General features: G+C 65.9%; 18 protein-coding genes. 8 read left to right on the top strand and 10 right to left on the bottom strand.

Features of this window, described 5'->3' with window-relative positions; genetic code table 11:
- Window positions 1–62: 62 nt before the first annotated feature.
- From ACR65J_RS00170 to ACR65J_RS00160, 3 genes are all read right to left on the bottom strand, one after another.
- A complete protein-coding gene (locus ACR65J_RS00170) occupies window positions 63–1,937 on the bottom strand; it encodes a metallophosphoesterase family protein (RefSeq protein ID WP_440164988.1) in 1,875 nt (624 codons plus the stop codon).
- Entirely contained in the window at window positions 1,934–2,965 is a 1,032-nt protein-coding gene (locus tag ACR65J_RS00165) for a hypothetical protein (protein ID WP_440164987.1), read from the bottom strand. The genes ACR65J_RS00170 and ACR65J_RS00165 overlap by 4 nt, the downstream gene beginning before the upstream one ends.
- A 422-nt stretch (window positions 2,966–3,387) precedes the next feature.
- Complete coding sequence (locus ACR65J_RS00160) at window positions 3,388–4,257, bottom strand: DUF1295 domain-containing protein (RefSeq protein ID WP_440164986.1); 870 nt, start codon at window positions 4,255–4,257, stop codon at window positions 3,388–3,390.
- Window positions 4,258–4,520: 263 nt separating this feature from the next.
- Between ACR65J_RS00160 and ACR65J_RS00155 the strand changes: the two genes are divergently transcribed.
- A complete protein-coding gene (locus ACR65J_RS00155) occupies window positions 4,521–4,952 on the top strand; it encodes a DUF2177 family protein (RefSeq protein ID WP_440164984.1) in 432 nt (143 codons plus the stop codon).
- Between the two features lie 139 nt (window positions 4,953–5,091).
- Here ACR65J_RS00155 and ACR65J_RS00150 read toward each other — a convergent pair whose 3' ends face one another.
- From ACR65J_RS00150 to ACR65J_RS00140, 3 genes are all read right to left on the bottom strand, one after another.
- Window positions 5,092–5,238 carry an MFS transporter small subunit gene (locus ACR65J_RS00150; protein WP_440164983.1) on the bottom strand — a complete coding sequence of 49 codons (147 nt, stop codon included), beginning with the start codon at window positions 5,236–5,238 and terminating at the stop codon, window positions 5,092–5,094.
- Window position 5,239: 1 nt separating this feature from the next.
- Window positions 5,240–6,625 (bottom strand): OFA family MFS transporter, encoded by a 1,386-nt coding sequence (locus tag ACR65J_RS00145; protein WP_440164982.1) that lies wholly within the window; start codon window positions 6,623–6,625, stop codon window positions 5,240–5,242.
- Between the two features lie 159 nt (window positions 6,626–6,784).
- On the bottom strand, window positions 6,785–7,591 hold the full coding sequence (locus tag ACR65J_RS00140) for a slipin family protein (RefSeq protein WP_440164981.1): 807 nt from the start codon (window positions 7,589–7,591) through the stop codon (window positions 6,785–6,787).
- A 194-nt stretch (window positions 7,592–7,785) separates the two neighbouring features.
- Between ACR65J_RS00140 and ACR65J_RS00135 the strand changes: the two genes are divergently transcribed.
- Window positions 7,786–9,462 carry an FAD-binding dehydrogenase gene (locus ACR65J_RS00135; protein WP_440164980.1) on the top strand — a complete coding sequence of 559 codons (1,677 nt, stop codon included), beginning with the start codon at window positions 7,786–7,788 and terminating at the stop codon, window positions 9,460–9,462.
- 73 nt (window positions 9,463–9,535) lie between these two features.
- Here the strand turns inward: ACR65J_RS00135 and ACR65J_RS00130 are convergent, their stop codons facing one another.
- Genes ACR65J_RS00130 through ACR65J_RS00120 form a run of 3 tightly spaced genes read right to left on the bottom strand, consistent with a single transcriptional unit; the run spans window position 9,536 to window position 11,287 of the window.
- Window positions 9,536–10,108, bottom strand: coding sequence for a DUF1254 domain-containing protein (locus ACR65J_RS00130; protein ID WP_440164978.1), 573 nt, complete (start codon window positions 10,106–10,108; stop codon window positions 9,536–9,538).
- Window positions 10,109–10,112: 4 nt separating this feature from the next.
- On the bottom strand, window positions 10,113–10,778 hold the full coding sequence (locus ACR65J_RS00125; RefSeq protein ID WP_440164976.1) for a DUF1214 domain-containing protein: 666 nt from the start codon (window positions 10,776–10,778) through the stop codon (window positions 10,113–10,115).
- Window positions 10,775–11,287 (bottom strand): GNAT family N-acetyltransferase, encoded by a 513-nt coding sequence (locus ACR65J_RS00120; protein ID WP_440164975.1) that lies wholly within the window; start codon window positions 11,285–11,287, stop codon window positions 10,775–10,777. Before ACR65J_RS00120 ends, ACR65J_RS00125 begins: the two co-directional genes overlap by 4 nt.
- 50 nt (window positions 11,288–11,337) lie before the next feature.
- Between ACR65J_RS00120 and ACR65J_RS00115 the strand changes: the two genes are divergently transcribed.
- Window positions 11,338–12,222 (top strand): potassium channel family protein, encoded by an 885-nt coding sequence (locus ACR65J_RS00115; RefSeq protein WP_440164973.1) that lies wholly within the window; start codon window positions 11,338–11,340, stop codon window positions 12,220–12,222.
- Window positions 12,223–12,278: 56 nt separating this feature from the next.
- Here ACR65J_RS00115 and ACR65J_RS00110 read toward each other — a convergent pair whose 3' ends face one another.
- Window positions 12,279–13,295: a LacI family DNA-binding transcriptional regulator gene (locus ACR65J_RS00110; protein ID WP_440164971.1), complete on the bottom strand. Its 1,017-nt coding sequence runs from the start codon at window positions 13,293–13,295 to the stop codon at window positions 12,279–12,281.
- A gap of 203 nt (window positions 13,296–13,498) precedes the next feature.
- Here ACR65J_RS00110 and ACR65J_RS00105 point away from each other — a divergent pair, with 203 nt between their 5' ends.
- The 5 genes from ACR65J_RS00105 to ACR65J_RS00085 all read left to right on the top strand — a co-directional run bounded on the left by ACR65J_RS00105 (window position 13,499) and on the right by ACR65J_RS00085 (window position 19,554).
- Window positions 13,499–15,463: a glycoside hydrolase family 127 protein gene (locus ACR65J_RS00105; protein WP_440164969.1), complete on the top strand. Its 1,965-nt coding sequence runs from the start codon at window positions 13,499–13,501 to the stop codon at window positions 15,461–15,463.
- A 38-nt stretch (window positions 15,464–15,501) separates the two neighbouring features.
- Window positions 15,502–16,791 carry an ABC transporter substrate-binding protein gene (locus tag ACR65J_RS00100; RefSeq protein WP_440164967.1) on the top strand — a complete coding sequence of 430 codons (1,290 nt, stop codon included), beginning with the start codon at window positions 15,502–15,504 and terminating at the stop codon, window positions 16,789–16,791.
- A 61-nt stretch (window positions 16,792–16,852) separates the two neighbouring features.
- Entirely contained in the window at window positions 16,853–17,812 is a 960-nt protein-coding gene (locus tag ACR65J_RS00095; RefSeq protein WP_440164965.1) for a carbohydrate ABC transporter permease, read from the top strand.
- Window positions 17,813–17,839: 27 nt separating this feature from the next.
- Window positions 17,840–18,700, top strand: coding sequence for a carbohydrate ABC transporter permease (locus tag ACR65J_RS00090; RefSeq protein WP_440164963.1), 861 nt, complete (start codon window positions 17,840–17,842; stop codon window positions 18,698–18,700).
- A gap of 116 nt (window positions 18,701–18,816) precedes the next feature.
- Window positions 18,817–19,554 (top strand): hypothetical protein, encoded by a 738-nt coding sequence (locus ACR65J_RS00085; RefSeq protein ID WP_440164961.1) that lies wholly within the window; start codon window positions 18,817–18,819, stop codon window positions 19,552–19,554.

Genomic DNA, 19,554 nt, shown 5'->3' with positions numbered 1-19,554 from the left:
ATGAACGGGCGACGGCGGCACCCGGTTCCGGATGCCGCCGTCGTTCTTCTAACGTCTCCGGGCTACCCCGCGGGCCGAACCACGATGGCCGAGCCGCACTGGTTGATGGTCGTGCCGGAGCTTGACGCTGCGGTGGCCGTCTTGGTGCCCGTGGCGGACGTATCGGTCAGCGGGAGCGAATCGACCTCGATGGCCGCGTTCGACTTGGATGCAATGCCGGACGTTGCGTCGCTGACCTCGGACATCCCCGCCGGTGGCGCGAATGACGTGGTGGCCGAGTTGGTGCCGTTCCGCGCCCCGTGTGCCGTCAGCAACAACGCTCCCGGGGTTACCGGGGTGATTGATGGAGCCCGGACTGCCGGGTAGGCCACCCCACTGTTGGTGTCAGTGGCAGGTGTGACGTCCAGTGGCGTGGTGGTGTTTGCGCCCTGCACCGCAACCGTCGACCACGCATACCGGGAGGCGGGTTCAGGCACGTTCGGCGCACTGTCCCCGGCCTGCATCACCCGGTACCAGACCGCCTGGTGTGCCGAGGTGGACCCGGCACTGGTGAAGTCGCCCACTGCCCGCGTCCATCCCGCTGGGGCAGTGGTGTTCGCCGAGCTTGAAACAGTCACCTGCGAGAACAGGAACACTGTGTCCCCTGGCTGCCAGCCTGCCGGCAGGGTGGCAGTGTACGAGCCCGATGCGGTCAGCTCGCCGGCTCCGGTTGCCGTCGACCGGACCGAGACCGCTCCCGGCGTCGGCGAGGTCGTCGTCGGCGTTGGAGTGGGCGTCGGCGAGGTCGTCGTCGGAGTCGGCGTGGGTGTCGTCGTCGTGGTGGGTGTCGGCGTCGGCGTCGGCGTCGGCGTCGGCGTGGGCGTGGGCGTGGGCGTCGGGCTCGGCGCAGGTGCCGACCTGGTGACCGTGAAACTGTCCGTATAGGTCCCGCCGGAGGCGCGGACGAATGAACCCGTCAATGTAGTGCTGGTCACGGAAACCTTCAGGAAGCCATAGGTTGGGTTGTTGTTGCTGCCCATGAAACTCTGGAAGTACGGCGCCGTCGTCGTGTTGCTCTCGCTGTTGATCGATCTGCCGCCCGAACCCACCGTGGCCAGGATAGTCCCGGTGCCGGCGGCGAATTGCCCGTTGGGGTTGGTATCAGCCACGCAGTCAGGGTTGAAGCTGCTGACTGGGATGGCCGTGCAACTGCCCTTGAGTGCTAGCGGATAGCTGCGCGCGTACGCGTGGTCGTGTGCCTGAAGGTACAGATCCACCTTCTTGGAAACAAGCATGTTCATCAGGTCAGGGCTGGCGGCGCAGGGGTAATTGACCATGGACAGGCAGTACATGTGCATCCCCACGACGATGAACGGGATCCCGGCAGCGCGCGCCGAGTCAATTGCCGACGTCACGAACTTGTAGCCCTGGGTGCCGGACTTGTACGACCAGTCAAGGCCCGAACCGCTGTATGTCAGCTTCGGGGAGACCATGATCATCCGGACCAACGGGCTGCTGGCCGGGTAGTCGGTATAGAACTGCTGGGCATAGTTGCCGACTGAGCCGAGCTTGTCCGGGAGGCAGGAAGCGAACTTGGACCACAGTCCGTCGGGTCCGTCGTCCTCGTGGTTGCCGGTGATGAATTCATACGGCATGGTTCCGGCATGCTGTGAGACGAACGAGCACCAGGCAGACTCCGGGGTGATCTGGGAGTAGGACAGGTCACCGAGGTTCATCATTGCCCCGACCCCGGCGTTGCGCGCGGCGTCGATCACTTTGCCGGTCACCGTGTTGCCACCGGTGTCGCCGGCGAATCCCAGGCTCACCGAAGTCGCGGCGGTAGCCTGCGACTCCCGTGAGGTGGCGAGGAAGTAGACATTTGCAAGGACAAGGGTGGTGCCCAGCAGGACTGCCAGCACTCTGCGCAGTGGATGGCGCATGCGCCCGTGGCCGTTCACTTGCAGCTCCATTCGGTCGCGCGGCGAAGCCCGTCAACTGCCGCTGAGTAACCGACGACCACGGTGGTGTCACCCTGGCGTGAAACGGAGGTCGCCGCCCCGGACACTCCAGCGAACTGGCCGTCGGTTCCCGGAGCCAGGATCCGCGCGCTCTTGCCCATCCACATCACCGCTTGGGGCCGGGATCCGCGGAAGGACGGCGTGCTGCCCGTACCCACGGCGATCCCCGCAGTGCCTGCCTGTGCGCTTGAAGTGGGACCGGCGGCCGCTGTGCCTACGTCCGTGACACCGGAAGCGTCCCACGCGGCAGCGTGGGTTCCTTGCGGCACGGCGCTCTGGCCGAGCGCCTGACCGGCAGAGTCGATCGCGAGCACTACGCCGCCCCGCCCGGCGACGGTTGGCAAGGCCCGGGGGTCGCCAGCCGGCGACCACAGGACCGGAGTTGCGTCGTCGCCCAGCGCCACTCCGCCGGCCGTGCCGTCGGGGCCGACCGCGAACGCATGACCGCCGCGCGCACCGGAGGGCAGCGTGAGTTCCCGCGGGGCCGAGGTCACGCTGGACCAGACGGCGGGTCGCTCGTCCTCATCGGCGCCAGGTCCGTCGGAGTGCTCCTCGTCGGCGACCAACGCCCCGGCCACAACGCCGTTGTCAGAAATCACCGAAGGGAGGGCGATATCACCGGGGCTAACGGGAAGGAGATGGTACTGCCCGTCCTGCCACCACCAGCCCACGAGGGCCTGGTTGGCGGCGTCGTACCCGGTGCCGACGACGATTCCAGCCGCGTTTACCGACGCAGGCGCCGCCGCATCAAGTGGGACGTTGATAGGAGTCGGCTGACCGTCACGCCAGAGCACGGGCGCGGAGTCACCGGCAGCGTTGTCGGCGAGGCCGACCGCGAGGCCGTTACCGGCAGCTGCGGTCACATTGCTGCCCCTGCCGCCCAGGCCTGGGAACAGCCGCACCGAACAGTTCGTGGCAGGCGGCAGCTCCGGCCCTGCGGCTGTCGCGGCAACCGGCAGGAGCACCATGCCACCTTCAACTGCCAGCAGGAGCGCTGTCAGAATGGCCGGAGGCCGGAGATCCCTGGAACCGGGTGGATGATGGCCCGTGAAGGGATGGCCTCCCCGCGGTAAGCCAAGCCAGGAAATCCTGCCGTTGCTGCCCCGGCCGCCAAGGCGACCCAATCCACGGTCCCGCATCGTTGCTCCCCAGAGTTGAATTCCCTGCCCCAGCAGCATTTACATGGCAGACGGCCAGTCTCCTGGCCGCACTGTCGTTTGAGACTAGGAGCCGGGGCAAGGGGAAGTCACGAGTAACAGCTACCTGCTTCCGTGCATGCACCGTACTTACCCAAGGCAACCATCTTGGATATCCCTCCTGTCCCCAGTGGCCGGCAGCACCGCGGCACCCAACCCGTGTGCCGCCGTCGTACGTCTTGGGCGAAGAAGTCCTACCTGAACCTGGGCACCAGCACCGGAGTGTTCTTCTTGTACTCCTCGTAGTCCGCCTGGCCGCCCCACTTCTTGTCCGCCTTCTTCTCCAAAGGCGGCACGCCACTGCCTTTGATCAGCAGCAGCGCCACGAACACCGGCGAAATCAGGGCCGCCCACTGCCAGCCCTGCAGCACCGGCAGGGCGATGATGGCCACGCCCACCCACAGGGTGATCTCGCCAAAGTAGTTGGGGTGGCGGGACCTGGACCACAGGCCGGTGCTGATGAAGCGTCCCTTGTTGGCGGGGTCGTCCTTGAAGCGGTTCTTCTGGAGGTCCGCCGCGGTCTCGATGGTGATGCCGCCGAGCCACACCAAGAGGCCCACCCAGAAGAACCCGTCCAGGCCCACCTTCTTGTCCGAGGTGATGGCAACCCACGCGAGCGCCGCAGTGAGGACCACCCACAGGCCCTGGATGGTCCACGTGTTCAGGAAGCGGAAAAAGTCCGGCTTGAGCTCATCAAAGCGGTCGTCCTTGCCGTGCTTGCTGATCCGCAGGAACAGGAAGCTGCCCAGCCGCGCGGCCCACAGCACCACCATGGCCGCAAGCAGCATGCCGCGGGCGTCCACGCCGGGGGACGCCAGCACCAGGAGCACCGTGATGGAGATGTAGGTCAGGGCACCGGTGAGGTCGTAAAACTTTTCTGTCTGCGCCTTGTAGGAAGGGATGAACACCAGCCACTGGATCACGAAGGCTATGGAAACCCCCAGCGCAAACACGGGAAACCCGCCGATCCTCGAGCCGCCCTGGTTTCCGGCGAGGGCGATGAGCACCGCCACCACTACGGCAATGATGGTGCTGATGAGGGCCTTGCGGCTCTTTTCGTTCACGGACAGATTCCTTTCCCCTGGTCCGCCGCGCGCTGCTGCACGGCAGTCCCCGTCCGCACCCCTCCGGGCACGGTTGGATCCAACAACAACGCAGCCCTGGTGGCCTTGTCCACTTAGTCTTCGGAGCAGAAGCGGGGTGGTATGGGTGGACCTGGCAGGTGTGCGGGGCCCGCCCTTCCCGGAACAATCCGCTTTCCCGGCAGTCCAGCCCCGGCACTGGCTGCGAACCACCCCTGAACCGCACCCGAGCCAAGGAGCCCACCGTGAGCCCCCGCACCAAGAACTGGCTGACCGCCTACGTTGCCAGCGCCGTGATTTTCGCCGTGCTGGACCTGATCTGGATCCTGCTGGTGGCCAACCCGCTCTACCAAGGCCAGATCGGCCACTTGCTCGCGCCCAAGGCCAACCTGCCGGGCGCTGTGCTGTTCTACGTCGTCTTTGTGGCGGGCATGGTGCACTACGGCGTCCGGCCCAATGACCCGGACGCCTCGGTGCGGCAGCGGGTCACCGGGGCAGCGCTGTTCGGGTTCTTCACCTACGCCACATGGGCGCTGACCGGGTTCGCCGTGCTGAAGGATTTCACCGCGCTGGTGGCCGTGACGGACATCCTCTGGGGCGCCGCAGCGTGCAGCCTGGTGACATGGGTGGCCTCAACCGTCCTGCGCCGGCGGCTCAGGAAGCCCGCCGCGGCCTGAGGCTGGGTCACCGGCGTCACGCCGAGCATGCTTTCCGGGCGCACAGACTGGCCCAGTTTTCAGCGCACAGCGAGGGAAACAACGGGCAACCACCGCCGTTCGGCCGTCAAAACCGGGCCAGTCTGACGCCAGGCGGAGACTAACCGAACAGGGCGACCACCTGGGTCAGCGTCTGGAAGACGCCATAAGCCAGCGGGATCCCTACCAGGACCCACGCCAGGACCAGCCTTCCGGTGGACTTGTTGACCGGCTCGTGTGCGCCGTGGGTGTGTGCGGTGCTGCTCATGTCAGGCCTCCCTGGTGGATACATGCCGCTCGGGGCGGGATTCGTGGAACCGTGCGTCGACGGGTTTGACCAGCAGGTTGGCTACAAAACCGATCACCAGCAGCGCAACCATGGTCAGCAGGGCGGGCTGGTAGGAAGCGGCATTCAGCTGGCCCGGCTTGCCCTGCGCGTCCAGGATGCTGTTGACGATCAGCGGCCCCGCCACTCCGGCGGCGGACCAGGCGGTCAACAGCCGGCCGTGGATGGCGCCCACCTGGTACGTCCCGAACAGGTCCCGCAGGTAGGCCGGGACGGTGGCAAAGCCGCCTCCATAGAACGAGATGATGACGAAGGCGAGCACCACGTAGAGGGCCGTGGCGCTGGACCCGGCAAGCGCCAGCACCGTGTACAGCACGGCACCCACGCCCAGGTACACCATGTAGATCCGCTTGCGGCCCGTGACGTCGGAGGTGGCGGACCAGGCGAACCGGCCGGACATGTTGCCGATGGACAGCAGCCCCACGAAGCCCGCGGCCACGCCGGCGCTCACCAGGGATTTGCCGTCGGACTGCCTGAAGAAGTCCTGGATCATGGGCGCCGCCTGCTCCAGGATGCCGATGCCCGCCGTGACGTTGCAGAACAGGGCCACCCACACCAGCCAGAACTGCCGGGTCTTGATGGCGTTCTTCGCCGAGACGTTTTCGGTGGTCACCAGTTTGGCCGCCTTGACCTTGGCGGGGTCGAACCCGGCGGGACGCCACCCGTCGGCAGGCACCCGGACGGTGAACGCACCGAACAGCATGTAGGCGAGATAGACGACGGCGAGGGTCAGGAAGAGCTTGCCCACGGCGTCACCGCTGGCAACCCAGCCCTGCGCACCGGAGTTGGGGTCGTACGCCTTGAGCAGGGCCTGGGACACAGGGCTGGCGATCAGCGCGCCGCCGCCGAAACCCATGATCGCCATGCCAGTGGCCAGGCCCGGCCGGTCCGGGAACCACTTGATCAGGGTGGACACCGGCGAGATGTAGCCGATGCCCAGTCCGATGCCGCCCACCACGCCGTAGCCCAGGTAGACCAGCCAGAGCTGCCGGGTGAAGATGCCCGCCGAGCCGATGAGGAAGCCGCCCGCCCAGAACATCGCGGACGTGAACATCGCCTTGCGCGGGCCGTTGGTGTCCACCCAGGTGCCCATGACCGCGGCGGAAAGTCCCAGCATGACGATGGCGATGGAGAAGACCACGCCGACCTCGGTCAGGCTGGCCCCGAAGTGCTTGACCAACGCCGTCTTGTACACGCTGGTGGCGTAGGCCTGGCCAATGCACAAGTGGACGGCGAGCGCCGCCGGCGGGACCAGCCAGCGGTTGAAGCCCGGCGGGGCGATGGAGTGGTCACGGTCCAGGAAGCCCATGGTTGATTCCCTTTGCTTTCGATGACGTCGATGTCTGATCGATCCAGAGGCTAAAGACCTTGTTGAGCCAAGCCTCTTGCCTTGGGCAATCATCATGCAATTGATCAGCAAACGTACTGTTGGCGCGCTGAGCGGCGCGGATTTTACGGCGAGCGGCGGTCAGGCGGCCTTGATGGGTGGTTTGCCGGACGACGCCGCCTGGCCCTCCCGGGCCAGGAACGCCGAAAGTTCGCCGATGGTGCTCATGAGCGGTGCCGGGAAAACCACGGTGGTGTTCTTGTCGACGCCGATTTCCACGAGGGACTGGAGGTTTCGAAGCTGCAGGGCCAGCGGATGGGCCATCATGGTGTCGGAGGCGTCACCGAGGGCTGTTGCGGCAATAGCTTCACCTTCGGCGGCGATGATCTTCGCCCTCTTTTCCCGTTCAGCTTCAGCTTGGCGGGCCATAGCGCGCTTCATGCTTTCGGGCAGCTGGATGTCCTTCAGTTCTACCAACGTGACTTCCACGCCCCACTCGACGCTGAGCACATCGAGGATCTGCCGGATGTCAGCGTTGATCCGCGCGGTCTCGGACAGGGTCTGGTCCAGGGTGTGCTGGCCCACGACCTTCCGCAGGGTGGTCTGGGCGATCTGGTCGATGGCCGCGGCAACGTTTTCGATGGCGACAATGGACTTCACGGCGTCCACCACCCGGTAGTAGGCCACCGCTGAGACGTCCACGCTCACGTTGTCCTGGGTGATGATGCCCTGGGACTGGATGGGCATGGTCACGATCCGAAGGCTGACCAGCGGCAATCGGTCGATGACCGGGACGATCAGCCGCAGCCCCGGGTCCCTGACACCGATAACCCTGCCGAGCCGGAAGAGCACACCCTTCTCGTATTGGCGCACGATTCGAATGGACATCTTCGCAACGATGAGCAGCAGGATGACAACAACAATCACAATGACAGTGGTGGGGTCCATCAGGATCCCCTCCTGGTTTATGAGCGGAACGTGCCGGTGCCGGGGCCGGTACCGTGACAGGAATCCTGGCTCCATTGTCCCACCAAAGGGGTGGGGGAAACCCTTGGAGTCCCGCGAACCCGGAACTGCCGCCGGCCCTGCTGCTGTAGGTTGATGCAGGACTCTCACTTATCTTCAGGCAGGGCGGGGATCGCATGGACGCGGACGTCATCATCATCGGCGCCGGCCTGGCCGGGCTGGTTGCCAGCAATGAGCTGGTCCGGGCCGGCAAGCGCGTGGCAATCGTGGACCAGGAGAACCAGGCCAACCTGGGTGGCCAGGCGTTCTGGTCGCTGGGCGGCCTCTTCCTGGTGGACACCCCGATGCAGCGCCGGCTGGGCGTGAAGGACTCCTTCGGGCTGGCGTGGCAGGACTGGCAGGGCTCGGCGCAGTGGGACCGGCTGTCCGGCCCGCACCCTGAGGACGAGTGGGCGCAGCAGTGGGGCCGCGCGTACGTGGAGTTCGCCGCCGGGGAGAAACGCGCCTGGCTGCAGGAGCAGGGCATCCGGTTCACGCCGCTGGTGGGCTGGGCCGAGCGCGGCGACGGCAGGGCAGGCGGACACGGCAACTCGGTCCCCCGCTTCCACGTCCCGTGGGGCACCGGCACCGGGGTCTCGGAACCGTTCGCGGACAAGGCCCGGGAGGCGGCGTCGGCGGGCAGCGTCCGGTTTTACTTCCGGCACCGGGTGGACGGTCTAACGTACGACGGCGGCACGGTCACCGGGGTGCGCGGCGCTGTGCTGGCGCCGGACGCGTCCCCGCGCGGCGTATCCTCCAACCGGGACGTTGTGGGCGGGTTCGAACTGCGGGCCCAGGCCGTTGTGGTCGCATCCGGCGGGATCGGCGGCAGCCATGACCAGGTGCGGCGCTGGTGGCCCGACCGGCTGGGGACGGCGCCGTCGAAGCTGGTCACCGGGGTGCCGGAGCACGTGGACGGCCGGATGCTGGACATTGCCGACGAGTCAGGCGTCCGGCTGGTGAACCGGGACCGCATGTGGCACTACACGGAGGGCATCCAGAACTGGAACCCCATTTGGCCGGGCCACGCCATCCGGATCCTGCCCGGCCCGTCGTCGCTCTGGTTCGACGCCCTGGGCCGGCGGCTCCCCTCCCCCGGCCTGCCCGGCTACGACACCCTGGGAACCCTCCGCCTCCTGCGGACAACCCCGGACATCCAGCAGTACGACCATTCCTGGTTCATCCTCAACCAGCGCATCATCGAGAAGGAGTTCGCCCTCTCCGGCTCGGAGCAGAACCCGGACATCACCAACCGGGACCTCAAGCTGCTGCTGAAGGCCCGGCTGGGCCGCGGCGCGTCCGGTCCCATCGAGGCGTTCAAGGAGCACGGCGCTGATTTTGTGGTGGCGGACAACCTGGCGGACCTGGTCCACGGGATGAACGGACTGACAGACCAGCCGCTGCTGGACCACGGGCAGCTCAGGCGGCAGATCGAGGAGCGCGACGCCGAGATCCGGAACCCCTACTCCAAGGACACCCAGGTAGCGGGCATCCGCAACAGCCGGCGCTATTTGGGCGACAGGCTGTTCCGCACCGTCAAGCCGCACCGGATCCTGGACCCGAAAGCCGGTCCGCTGATTGCCGTGCGGCTGCATGTGGTCACGCGCAAAACACTGGGCGGGATCCAGACCAACCTGTCCGGCCAGGCACTGGGACACGACGGCCTTCCCATCCAGGGCCTGTACGCCGCCGGCGAGGCTGCCGGATTCGGCGGCGGCGGCGCCCACGGGTACAACGCGCTCGAAGGCACCTTCCTCGGCGGGTGCATCTTCACCGGACTCACTGTGGGCCGGACCCTCACCCGGGCCCTGTAATGCTGCGCGGCACCCAAGCCCGAGGCGCCCACTCAGCCCCGCGCCGCCGTCGAACGCTGCCTCTCCTCCACCGTCACCGAAGCGGCGACAACCGCAGCTGCGATGCGAGCCCGTGCGCGGTTGGCAGGTCGGCATCGTTGTAGACCAGTACCCGGCCGATGAGGAGCACGGAACGGGTGGGCGAGGAGATGTGCCGCACCCCCTCGGGGATGGCGCCGCTCGAGCCCGGCCCGGTGATGAGGAAGTCCCCTGCCCCTGTGCCGGTGGTGCGCTTGCCGACGTAGGCGAAGTTGGTGTTGGTGTGCGGGTTGGTGAACTGCACGCTGTAGTAGCGCCCTCCCATGTCAGGCACGTGCAGCACCAGTGGACCTTTCGAGAGGTCCAGCCAACCCAACGTCAGGAGGGTGTCACGGTTGACGCCGGCAGCTGCCACTTTGGACGTGCCCGCGGGCATATCGAGTGGATCAGCGAAGAGTGCTTCCGACTGGGTGTAGAGGGTGTTGACGGGAACGGGACCGTCGCCGAAGCCTTTGACCAGGATGGCCCGCTTGAACACGGACAGGAGCATGCGCGGCCAAAAGTACGTGGCAGCAACCCACGTGGCCGCCATGACCGTGCCGAAGATGAGCAGGTGTTCCAGCCTCATGACGTCACGTTTCCGCCCTGGCCACTGGGGGTACCACATAAATTCCGTCCATGACCGCCGGGCCGGGCTCGTAGACCCGCAGCCAGAGAATGAACTTTCCAGCCGGGGCGGGCAGCCAGTTAGGTTCGCGGCCTGCCGGAGGGGTGGCCTGGATGTAGACCTCAACGGAGCCGTCCGGGCCGGGGACCAGTCCGGACCTGTCGCTCACGCTGTACCGCCGGAGGGGGTTGGGGACGAAGCGGTTCCGGGCGTCACCCATCGTCAGTGACCAAAAGGCGTTGGTGGGCGGCAGTCCGCCGGGCGGGAACCGGAGGACGTACTGGTGCTGGCCGGTCAGTTGGGCGCCTGAGGCGTCTGAGTTGGCCCACCAGTAAACCGCCTCTTCCGCTGTATTCACAGGGCCCGGGAACAACTGGGCGCAGGCAGCGCGCATCAGCACGCCGTTGCCCGGATCGCCCAGGCCGGGCATGGTGATCCACCCGTTCGCCCGGACGGCTTTGATCCGGGCGTACACCTGGGCAGTAACGAAAGCCAGGCCAAAGCCGATCAGGAAGCCCTGCAGCACGTCGCTGCGGACGGTGCGCGTCAGCGGAAGGAAGAGCATGGCGAGGATGAACGCCACGCAGACCATGCCCACCAGCGTGGCGAAGTAGGCGTAGGTGCGCCTCAACGGCCCGTTGCCTCCTTAGCGCGCCGGACCAGCCGGAATTCGGGCAGGGCGTCCCATTCGGGCGGCAGGGTGTTGCGCCTGCCGTCCGGCCGGAACCCCTGCTTCAGGTAAAAGGCCAGGGCGCGCGGATTGTTCTCCAGTACCCAGAGGTAGGCGGGGCCGGAGCCGACGGCGGCGTCCACCAACGCTGCCCCCAGACCCGTCCCATACGTGCGCCGGAGAGTGTAGATGGAATACAGTTCCAGGGCTTCCGGGGCATCTTCCTCCCGGCCGGGGCCGGCGTCCGCGTAGCCCACCAGCTGGTTGCCGGCGTCGAAGGCGAGGATCCGCGGATCCTTCACGGCAAGGAAGGCCCGCCGCCGCTCCACCCGTTCGGGGATGCTTGCCCTGCGCCTGCGGAAGAACTCCGGTGACAGCAGGTGGGGGTAGCACTCCTCGTGGGCCTGCGTCTGCATGAACACCACCGTTTCGGCGTCCTCCGGCGTGGCTTGGCAAAGATGAAAGTCCATGGCGCCAGCCTAGCCAGCGGACCGGCACTCCCCGGCACTTAAGATGAGGCATGGACTTCGAGGGCGCGCTTTTGACGGCGGTTGGCGCAGCGCTGATTGTGCTGATGATCGCCGATGTCTTCCTGACGCTGCTGTACCCGCATGGCTCGGGCCCGGTGGGCCGGACCATCATGCGGGCGTTTTGGCTGGTCTCGAAAAAAGTCAGGGGCGGGGCCTCCTCCATCGCGGCGCCGCTGGCCATGGCGGCCGTCATTGCCGCCTGGGCCACTTTTGCCGCCGTGGGCTGGGCACTGCTGTACCTCCCCCATTTGCCGGGCGGCTTCTCCTACTCAAGCGACATCCCGCGCCAGGCCGACTTCGCCGAGGCGCTCTACATTTCGCTGGTGGCACTCTCCACCGCAGGGTTCGGCGAAATCGTGGCCGTCCATCCGGTCCTTCGGCTGGTGATGGCTTTCCAGGCCGTGGCCGGTTTTGGCCTGCTGACCGCCACGGTCTCGTGGATCCTGCAGACCTACCCGGCGCTGAGCAGGCGGCGGGCGCTGGCCCACCAGCTGAACCTGTTCCGGGAAGCAGCGGGACCGGCAGGCATCGCTTCGCTGGAAGCCCGCCATGCCGCAGGGATGCTGGAGTCGATGGCTGAGAACGTGGCGGCCGTGAGCATCGACCTTCTGTCCTTCAACGAGACCTACTACTTCCACGAGGTGGAGCAACGGGGATCGCTTCCGGCCACTCTTGCCTATGCCGATCAGCTGGCTTCAGAGGCCCAGGGCAGCGGCAACGCCGAACTCCAGTTCGCCGGGCGGATGCTCTACGCGGCGCTGGATGACCTGGCGGAAGTGCTGCGCGGAAAGTTCGGCCATGTGGGAGACACGTCCTCCGACGTGTTCGACCACTACGAGCTCCACCACCGGCACCGGCGGCCCCCGGAACCGTGAAGGTTGGCCTGCGGGATGCCGGCAGGCTGCAGTTGGACGCCGCTGCGGACGGCCTGTCAGCCCCGGAGACCGGAGGACTCCCGCACAATGAGGTCGCAGTCCACGATCTGAATGCCCGGGCGCGGCACGCCGTCCAGCGCTGACAGCAGGGCCTCGCCGGCGCGGCGGCCGATGGTGGACAGATTCAGGTCCACGCTGGAAAGATGCGGCCGGTACCCGTCGGTGAACGGGGACCAGTTGTCAACGCCTATCAGCGCTACATCGCCGGGGATCGACCGGCCATGCCGCTCGAGTTCATAGGCGGCGCCCCGCGCAATCTGGTCGCTGCCGCAGAAGATGGCGTCTACGTCCGGATGGTTGGCCAGCAGCGCGCGTACCCCGTTGTGTCCCCATTCCTCACTCCAGCTTCCGTACCAGACATCCCCCACTGGCTCCAGTCCCTGCTCGGCCATGGCGGCAAGGAATCCTTCCGCGCGCAGTGCAGCGGACGCATGGTTTTCCAGGCCGGTGATGTGGGCGATCCGGCGCCTGCCGGTCTTCACCAGGTGGTCAACGGCCCGGCGTGCGCCACCACGCTCGTCCGCGGTGACTGAGCAGTCCTGCGGGTCGGTGGATGGGGCGAAGGCATAGATGACGGGCACTGGCAGGTTCTCCCCGAGCGGCGTCCGTGGATCCACTTTGCGCCCGACGGCAATGATCCCGTCAACCTGCCGTGCCAGGAGTGTCCGAACGTAGTGCTGCTCCCGGATGGGGTCGTCCCTGCTGTCGCAAAGGAAGCAGAGCATCTCTCCGAAGCCAAGTGCATCCTCGACGCCACGAAGAATCGGGATGCTGAAACGTCCGTAGCTGTCCGTGGTGATCACCCCCACGGTGTAGGTCCTGCCGCTGCGGATGCTCCGTGCCGCGCCGTTGGGCAGCCAGCCAACCTCTTCAGCGGCAGCCCGGACTCGCAGCCGGGTCGATTCCCGCAGCTGGCCCGTGCCGTTCAGGGCCTTTGACACCGTCCCGGTCGAAACTCCCGCGAGCGCGGCTACTGCCGCTATGCCGGAATTGCGGAAACTATTTTCCGACATGCCTCCCTCTCCTGACGCGGAATACAAGCTCCCCCGACTGCACGAACTGCCCGTAACCCTTGTAAAGCCTACCAGAAACCATTGACAGGTGAGACGCAGGTCACTTAGAGTCGGGGCTCGGAAGACGATTTCCTGATTTTCCTAGTTGGCTTTCGCGATTCTGTCGCATCACCCTTCGATTCAGATTATGAAAGAGGTCATTGATGACATCTGTTCACGATATTCCGGCACCGGCTGCAGGCCGGGGAGCCGGCAACGGGACGGCAGCGGGGCCAGTCGGGGCGACGGCGTCCGGACATTATGCGGTTCGCCCGCTGGCCTTCCACTCGGCGCGGCTGCGCCCGGAGGGACACCTGGGCAGTTGGCAGGAGCTAAACCGGACTGCCACCATTCCCCACTGCATAGCGAATGTGGAATCCAGCGGCGCGCTGGACAACTTCCGGCGACTGGCGGGAGAGAGCGACGCGTCGTTCCGTGGTTTCTGGTTCCAGGACACAGACCTGTACAAGACGCTGGAAGCGGTGGGGTGGGAGGCCGGCCGCCAGGCGGACCCGCGCTGGGAAGAGTACCTGGAATCGATGGGTGCACTGCTCGCCAAAGTGCAGGAGCCGGACGGCTACCTGAACACGTGGGTCCAAGGTGTTGAGCCCGGCCAGCGCTGGGACAAGCTGCAATGGAGCCATGAACTGTACACGGCCGGCCACCTGCTGCAAGCCGCTGTGGCAGTGGCCCGCACCACCGGAAACGGAACCGTTGTGGAGGTCGCCCGCCGGGTGGCTGACTGCATCGTGGAGACCTTCGGCCCGGGCGGCGTCGAAAAGATTGACGGACACCCGGAAGTGGAAACGGCGCTGGTGGAGCTCTACCGGGTGACCGGAGACAAGCGCTACCTCGATACCGCAGTCCGCCAGCTGGACCTGCGCGGCCACGGCATCCTTCCCGACGACCGGTTCGGCCGCCAGTATTTCCAGGACCACCTTCCCATCCGCAAGGCCGCCCACGAGGCAACAGGGCACGCGGTGCGCCAGGTCTACCTCTCCACGGGAGTAGCCGATGCCTACCTCGAAAGCGGCGATGCGTCCCTGCTGGAGGCCGCCGAGTCGCTCTGGGAGAACATATTCACCCAAAAGGCCTACCTGACAGGTGCCCTGGGATCGCGCCACCGGGACGAGGCATTCGGCGACGCCTTTGAGCTGCCGCCGGACCGCGCCTATGCCGAGACGTGCGCCTCCATCGCGAGCCTGCACTTCAGCTGGCGGCTCCTGCTCGCTACCGGCAACGGCAAATACGCCGATGAGATGGAGCGTGCACTCTACAACGGGATCGCCGCTTCGACCTCCGTTGAGGGCAACAGCTTCTTCTATTCCAATCCCCTGCAGCTGCGTACAGGCCATGACGGATCCACCGAGGACGCGCCGTCGGAACGCCTGTCCTGGTACGCATGCGCCTGCTGCCCGCCGAACCTGGCGCGCCTGGTGGCATCCCTGCACCACTACGTGGCCACGCAGGATGAATCCGGGTTGCAGCTTCAACTGCTGCACGACGGCGAGGTGCGGGCGTCAGGCGAACCCTTCGGCGGAGAAGTAACGGTTGCCACCTCAACTGAATACCCGTGGGACGAAAAAGCCAGCATTGAGGTTACGGCCCCTGCCGGCGAGTGGACACTTTCTGTACGCGTCCCTGCTTGGTGCGAGGACCCGCAGGTGGCCATCGACGGCACAGCGGTGGAAGCAGTGCCGGACGCGTCAGGCTACGTCCGTTTGCGCCGGAACTGGGAAGGCAGCACCACAGTTCTGCTCACCCTGCCCATGCCGGTCCGTATTGTTAGCGCTCACCCCCACGTGGACGCCGTGCGCGGAACCGTCGCCCTGGTGCGCGGGCCGGTGGTCTACTGCCTGGAGCAGCATGACCAGCCAGATGGCGTGGTACTCGAAGACCTCGCCATCGACACGTCCGCTCCGGTGGAAATCGTCCCGGCGGAGGGCATCCCGGGGGTGCGCACCGCCCTCAAGGCCGCAGGTATAGCCCGCCAAGCCGGGCAGCGGCCGCTCTACAGCAGCGGAGCTGGTACCACGGAGCAGAGTCCCGTTCCGCTGACTGCCATTCCGTATTTCCGCTGGGCCAACCGCGGCCCTGCCGCCATGCGGGTCTGGATCCCCGTCGCCTAGTTGCACCTCCACCCCATCCCTATGAAGAGGAACGGCAAATGAAACGGACAAAACTCGCCGCAGCACTGGCGCTGGCGGCATCCCTCACCCTCACAGCCACAGGCTGCGGCGGATCCTCCAGCTCAGACTCGCTGCAGGCCTCCTCCGGCGAGGAGGCCAGCGGTACCATCACGCTCTGGGCACGCGATTCGCAGAAAGGGTTCATGGACATCCTTGCGGATGCGTACAACAAGTCACACAAGGCGCAGGTCCAGGTGACCATCGTTCCCAGCGGGAATTTCGTACAGAAATTCGGCACCGCCAGCGCCGGCGGGTCGGGACCGGATGTGGCATCGATCGACCTGGTCTACCTTCCCTACTTCGCCTCCACCGGCGTCCTGCAGGACATCACGGACGAGGCATCCAAGCTGCCATACAAGGACAAGCTCAGCCCCTCCCACGCGCGCCTCTCCACCTGGGAGGACAAGACCTATGCCCTGCCCTTCACGGCGGAAGCGTCCGTGCTGTTCTACAACAAGGAACTCTTCCAAAAGGCAGGCCTGGATCCGGCCAAGCCGCCGGCGAATTACGAGGAGATCCTCAACGCAGCAAAGAAGATCCGCGCGCTGGGCCCCGACACCTATGGCTTTACCATGGCCGGACAATGCGGCGGCTGCAACATCTTCGAGTTCACGCCCAGCGTTTGGGCCAGCGGCGGCGACGTGCTCTCCGCCGACGGCAAGACTGCCAAGCTGGATTCCCCAGAGGTAACCAAGGCGTTGACGTTCTACAAGCAGATGCACGACGCCGGCGTGATGCCTGAGGCGGCGAAGACCGATTCCGGCACAGCCCAGCCAGCCCTGTTCCAGGCCGGAAAAGTGGGCATGGTGGTGCTCGGCGCCTTTTTCACGCAGACCCTGAACACGGACAAGAAGATCGACTACGGCATCGCCCCCATCCCTGGCGAGAACGGGGGGTCCGCTTCCTTCGCGGGCGGTGACAACATCGCGGTCACCACAGGGTCGAAGAACAAGCCTGCAGCATGGGACTTCGTGAAGTGGGCCACCGGCGACGAGGCCCAGACCCTGCTGGCCAAGAACTCCATCGTTCCGGTCCGGACCGACCTCGTGAAGAGCGTGTATGCCTCGGCGGATCCCCGCAACGAGATCTTCAGCAAGGCCCTGGAGACCGGAAAGACCCCGTACAGCGTCGTGGAAAACAAGTTGTTCAACGACAACAACGGGCCATGGGCCACCATGATCAACGAGGCCGTTTTCGGCGGCGACGTCCAGGCCGCGCAGCAGAAGGCGCAGCAGGCTGCCCAGCAGATCATCCAGACCGGACCCTGACATTCCACGGGTGCTGCCGCGGGCCGCGGCAGCACCCGTCTTGTCCTAAAGGAGAACTACCTTGGCACACAACACCCTCATGACGGCGCGGCCCGGAAAATCCGGACGCCCGTCGGTGCCCCCGCGCCCCCAACGGCGCCGCCGGACCCTTTCCACCTCGCGCAGCAGGCTCGGCGCCGCGGTGGTCAGCCCCGCGCTGATCCTCCTCACCGTCTTCTTCTTCCTACCCGTGGTCCTGATGCTGTGGATGTCCCTGAACCGCTGGCCTTTGCTTGGAAAGATCAGCTTCATCGGACTCGGCAACTACGCGGCCGCATTCCAGGACCAGGACTTCCTGCGGGCGGCCGGGTTCACCCTGCTCTATACGCTGATCATGACTCCCCTGCTGCTGGTGATCGGAATCGCGCTGGCACTGCTGATCCGGCGCCCCGGAAAAGCATCCAGGGTCTTCCAGTCCATCTACTTCCTGCCGGTAGTGGTCGGCTTCGCCGCCGCCGGCTACCTGTGGCTCTTCATGGCCCAGCCCAACATCGGGCCCATGCTGGACCTGCTCACCCGCGGCGGCCTGGCCTCCCACTCGGACAACTGGTTTGGTACCTTCGCCACCGCATTGGGCATCGTGTGCGCGATGGTGGTCTGGAAGGTTGCCGGCATGCAGATGCTGCTGCTGAACTCGGGGCTGCAGTCCATTCCCGTTGAACTCGAAGAGGCGGCCAGGATCGACGGTGCCAGCCGGACGCAGGTGTTCCGGTACATCATCCTGCCGCTGCTGCGGCCCACCCTCGCCCTGGTGCTCGTCTTCTCAGTGGCCGGCTCCCTGCTTGCCTTCGACCAGTTCTACATTATGACCAGCGGCGGTCCGGCAAACCAGACCATTACCGCGGTGTACCACATCTACCGGGTTTCCTTCCAGGGTTTCCAGCTCGGCTACGGCGCCGCGCTTTCGGCTCTGCTGATGATCGTGCTCGCCCTCGTCAGCGCCGTCCAGATGCTCATCCTTCGCAACTCGGATCACAACTAGTCCACCACATCGGAAACGGACCCCTCCATGACTTCACTGCAGTCCAGTCTCCGCCCGGTGCCCCGCGCAGCCTGGTGGATCATCAACATCAGCCTCGCGGCACTGTTCCTCTATCCGTTCTGGGTGGTGGTCTCCCAGTCCATCAAGTCCCCCGCCGAGGCCGCTGCCGCGCCGCCGACGCTGTTCCCCGGTACTTTCTCGTGGGGGAACTTCGCCAAGCTTTTCACCAACGAGAACGGCGGCGCGGGCTTCATCCAGCAGCTGGGCAACAGCGTCCTGGTCTCCATTGGTGCCACCCTCCTGACCATCGTGCTGAGCACACTCGCCGGCTACGGGTTCGCCAGGCTCCGGTTCCGGGGCAGCAACCTGCTGTTCTTTGCCACGCTTGCCACTTTCATGATTCCCTTCCAGGCGGTCATCACTCCGCTGTACCTGGTGCTGCACCAGATCGGCCTGACCAACAACCTCGTGGGCCTGATGCTCGTGTACACCACCTTCAACCTGCCCTTTGGCATCTTCCTGATGCGGAACTCTTTTGCCGCCCTGCCGTCGAGCATCGAGGAAGCCGCTCTGGTGGATGGGTGCGGGGTGCTGCGGGCGATGGTCCGGGTGCTGCTTCCGGTGGCCATCCCGGGCGTCATCAGCACGGCGCTGTTCACTTTCTTCGCCTCGTGGAACGAGTTCTTCGCAGCGCTGATCCTGATGACGGACCAGTCCAAGTACACCCTTCCCGTTGCCTTGAACGTGCTCTCCAGCGGCACCTTTGGGACGTTGGACTGGGGGGCGCTGCAGGCCGGCGTCGCGGTGACCATCGTTCCCTGCATCGTTATCTACGTCCTGCTCCAGAAGTACTATGTGGGAGGCATGCTCACGGGCGCGATGAAGTAGGCCTGCCGCACGGCAAAGGAAGCCTGCACGTAAGACCAAGCGAGCACTCCAGGCCGTTGTAGCTGTGCGGGGCCGGGCGTAAACTCAGCCCACCATTCATGCGGAGGCGGGAAGCCATGAAGACCATCCGGACGCAGGCCCTCGAGGCGGAACACCACGCCACGCTCACCCCCGGAGACGACGAGCGGTTCTCCGGATACGGCGTGATGGGCCTGACCTTCAGCACGGGCCACGTCCTGGCCATGCGGCGTTTCCCGGTGACCAGCGTGGGGCCGGGCTACACCTCGGTGTGGCTCCGCCGCCCCTCCGGCTCCTGGACCATCTATGCGAGCGCTGCACCCGACGTCTCCTGCGCCCGCTATTTCAGTGCGGACCTCGAGGAGGCTTTCCAGTGCGACGTCAGCGTCGATTGGACCGGCGACACATCCTTCACCGTGGCCGTTGGCCAGGACGTAGACCTCACCTGGAATGTGGAACTCGAATCAACGCCCATTACTGCCGCCATGAGCGCAGTGATGACGGCGCTGCCCAACAGGCTCCTGTCCAACAAGGCGTTCCTGAAAACCATGGGTTCCGCCGCCGGCCCCATGCTCAGTGCGGGACGCCTCGGGCTCACGGGCCGGGTACCCAACAAACAGGGGTTCCGGGCCAAACCCCGGCGCATGTGGTTCATCTCCCGCAGCACCGCAACCCTCGGCGGCGAAGACCTGGGCGCTCCGCAGGCCCTGCAGACACAGACCCGGCTGGGTGACTTCTGGATCCCCCAGCGCGGCATCTTCGTGATTGGCTCCTCATCCTTCGACCGGTTCGATCCCGCGCAGCATCTCGCGGCGACCGCCCGCAAGTCGTTGTAG

Source organism: Arthrobacter sp. SAFR-044, assembly GCF_059414985.1.
This window is presented reverse-complemented; position numbering and strand designations above follow the sequence as displayed.

What these genes read in the sequence shown, in the direction of transcription:
- ACR65J_RS00165 (WP_440164987.1), bottom strand. Translation starts at nt 2,965, where the DNA reads ATGGTGCTCCTGCCGGTTGCCGCGACAGCCGCAGGGCCGGAGCTGCCG.
- ACR65J_RS00150 (WP_440164983.1), bottom strand. Translation starts at nt 5,238, where the DNA reads ATGAGCAGCACCGCACACACCCACGGCGCACACGAGCCGGTCAACAAG.
- ACR65J_RS00145 (WP_440164982.1), bottom strand. Translation starts at nt 6,625, where the DNA reads ATGGGCTTCCTGGACCGTGACCACTCCATCGCCCCGCCGGGCTTCAAC.
- ACR65J_RS00140 (WP_440164981.1), bottom strand. Translation starts at nt 7,591, where the DNA reads ATGGACCCCACCACTGTCATTGTGATTGTTGTTGTCATCCTGCTGCTC.
- ACR65J_RS00135 (WP_440164980.1), top strand. Translation starts at nt 7,786, where the DNA reads ATGGACGCGGACGTCATCATCATCGGCGCCGGCCTGGCCGGGCTGGTT.
- ACR65J_RS00130 (WP_440164978.1), bottom strand. Translation starts at nt 10,108, where the DNA reads ATGAGGCTGGAACACCTGCTCATCTTCGGCACGGTCATGGCGGCCACG.
- ACR65J_RS00120 (WP_440164975.1), bottom strand. Translation starts at nt 11,287, where the DNA reads ATGGACTTTCATCTTTGCCAAGCCACGCCGGAGGACGCCGAAACGGTG.
- ACR65J_RS00115 (WP_440164973.1), top strand. Translation starts at nt 11,338, where the DNA reads ATGGACTTCGAGGGCGCGCTTTTGACGGCGGTTGGCGCAGCGCTGATT.
- ACR65J_RS00110 (WP_440164971.1), bottom strand. Translation starts at nt 13,295, where the DNA reads ATGTCGGAAAATAGTTTCCGCAATTCCGGCATAGCGGCAGTAGCCGCG.
- ACR65J_RS00105 (WP_440164969.1), top strand. Translation starts at nt 13,499, where the DNA reads ATGACATCTGTTCACGATATTCCGGCACCGGCTGCAGGCCGGGGAGCC.
- ACR65J_RS00100 (WP_440164967.1), top strand. Translation starts at nt 15,502, where the DNA reads ATGAAACGGACAAAACTCGCCGCAGCACTGGCGCTGGCGGCATCCCTC.
- ACR65J_RS00090 (WP_440164963.1), top strand. Translation starts at nt 17,840, where the DNA reads ATGACTTCACTGCAGTCCAGTCTCCGCCCGGTGCCCCGCGCAGCCTGG.
- ACR65J_RS00085 (WP_440164961.1), top strand. Translation starts at nt 18,817, where the DNA reads ATGAAGACCATCCGGACGCAGGCCCTCGAGGCGGAACACCACGCCACG.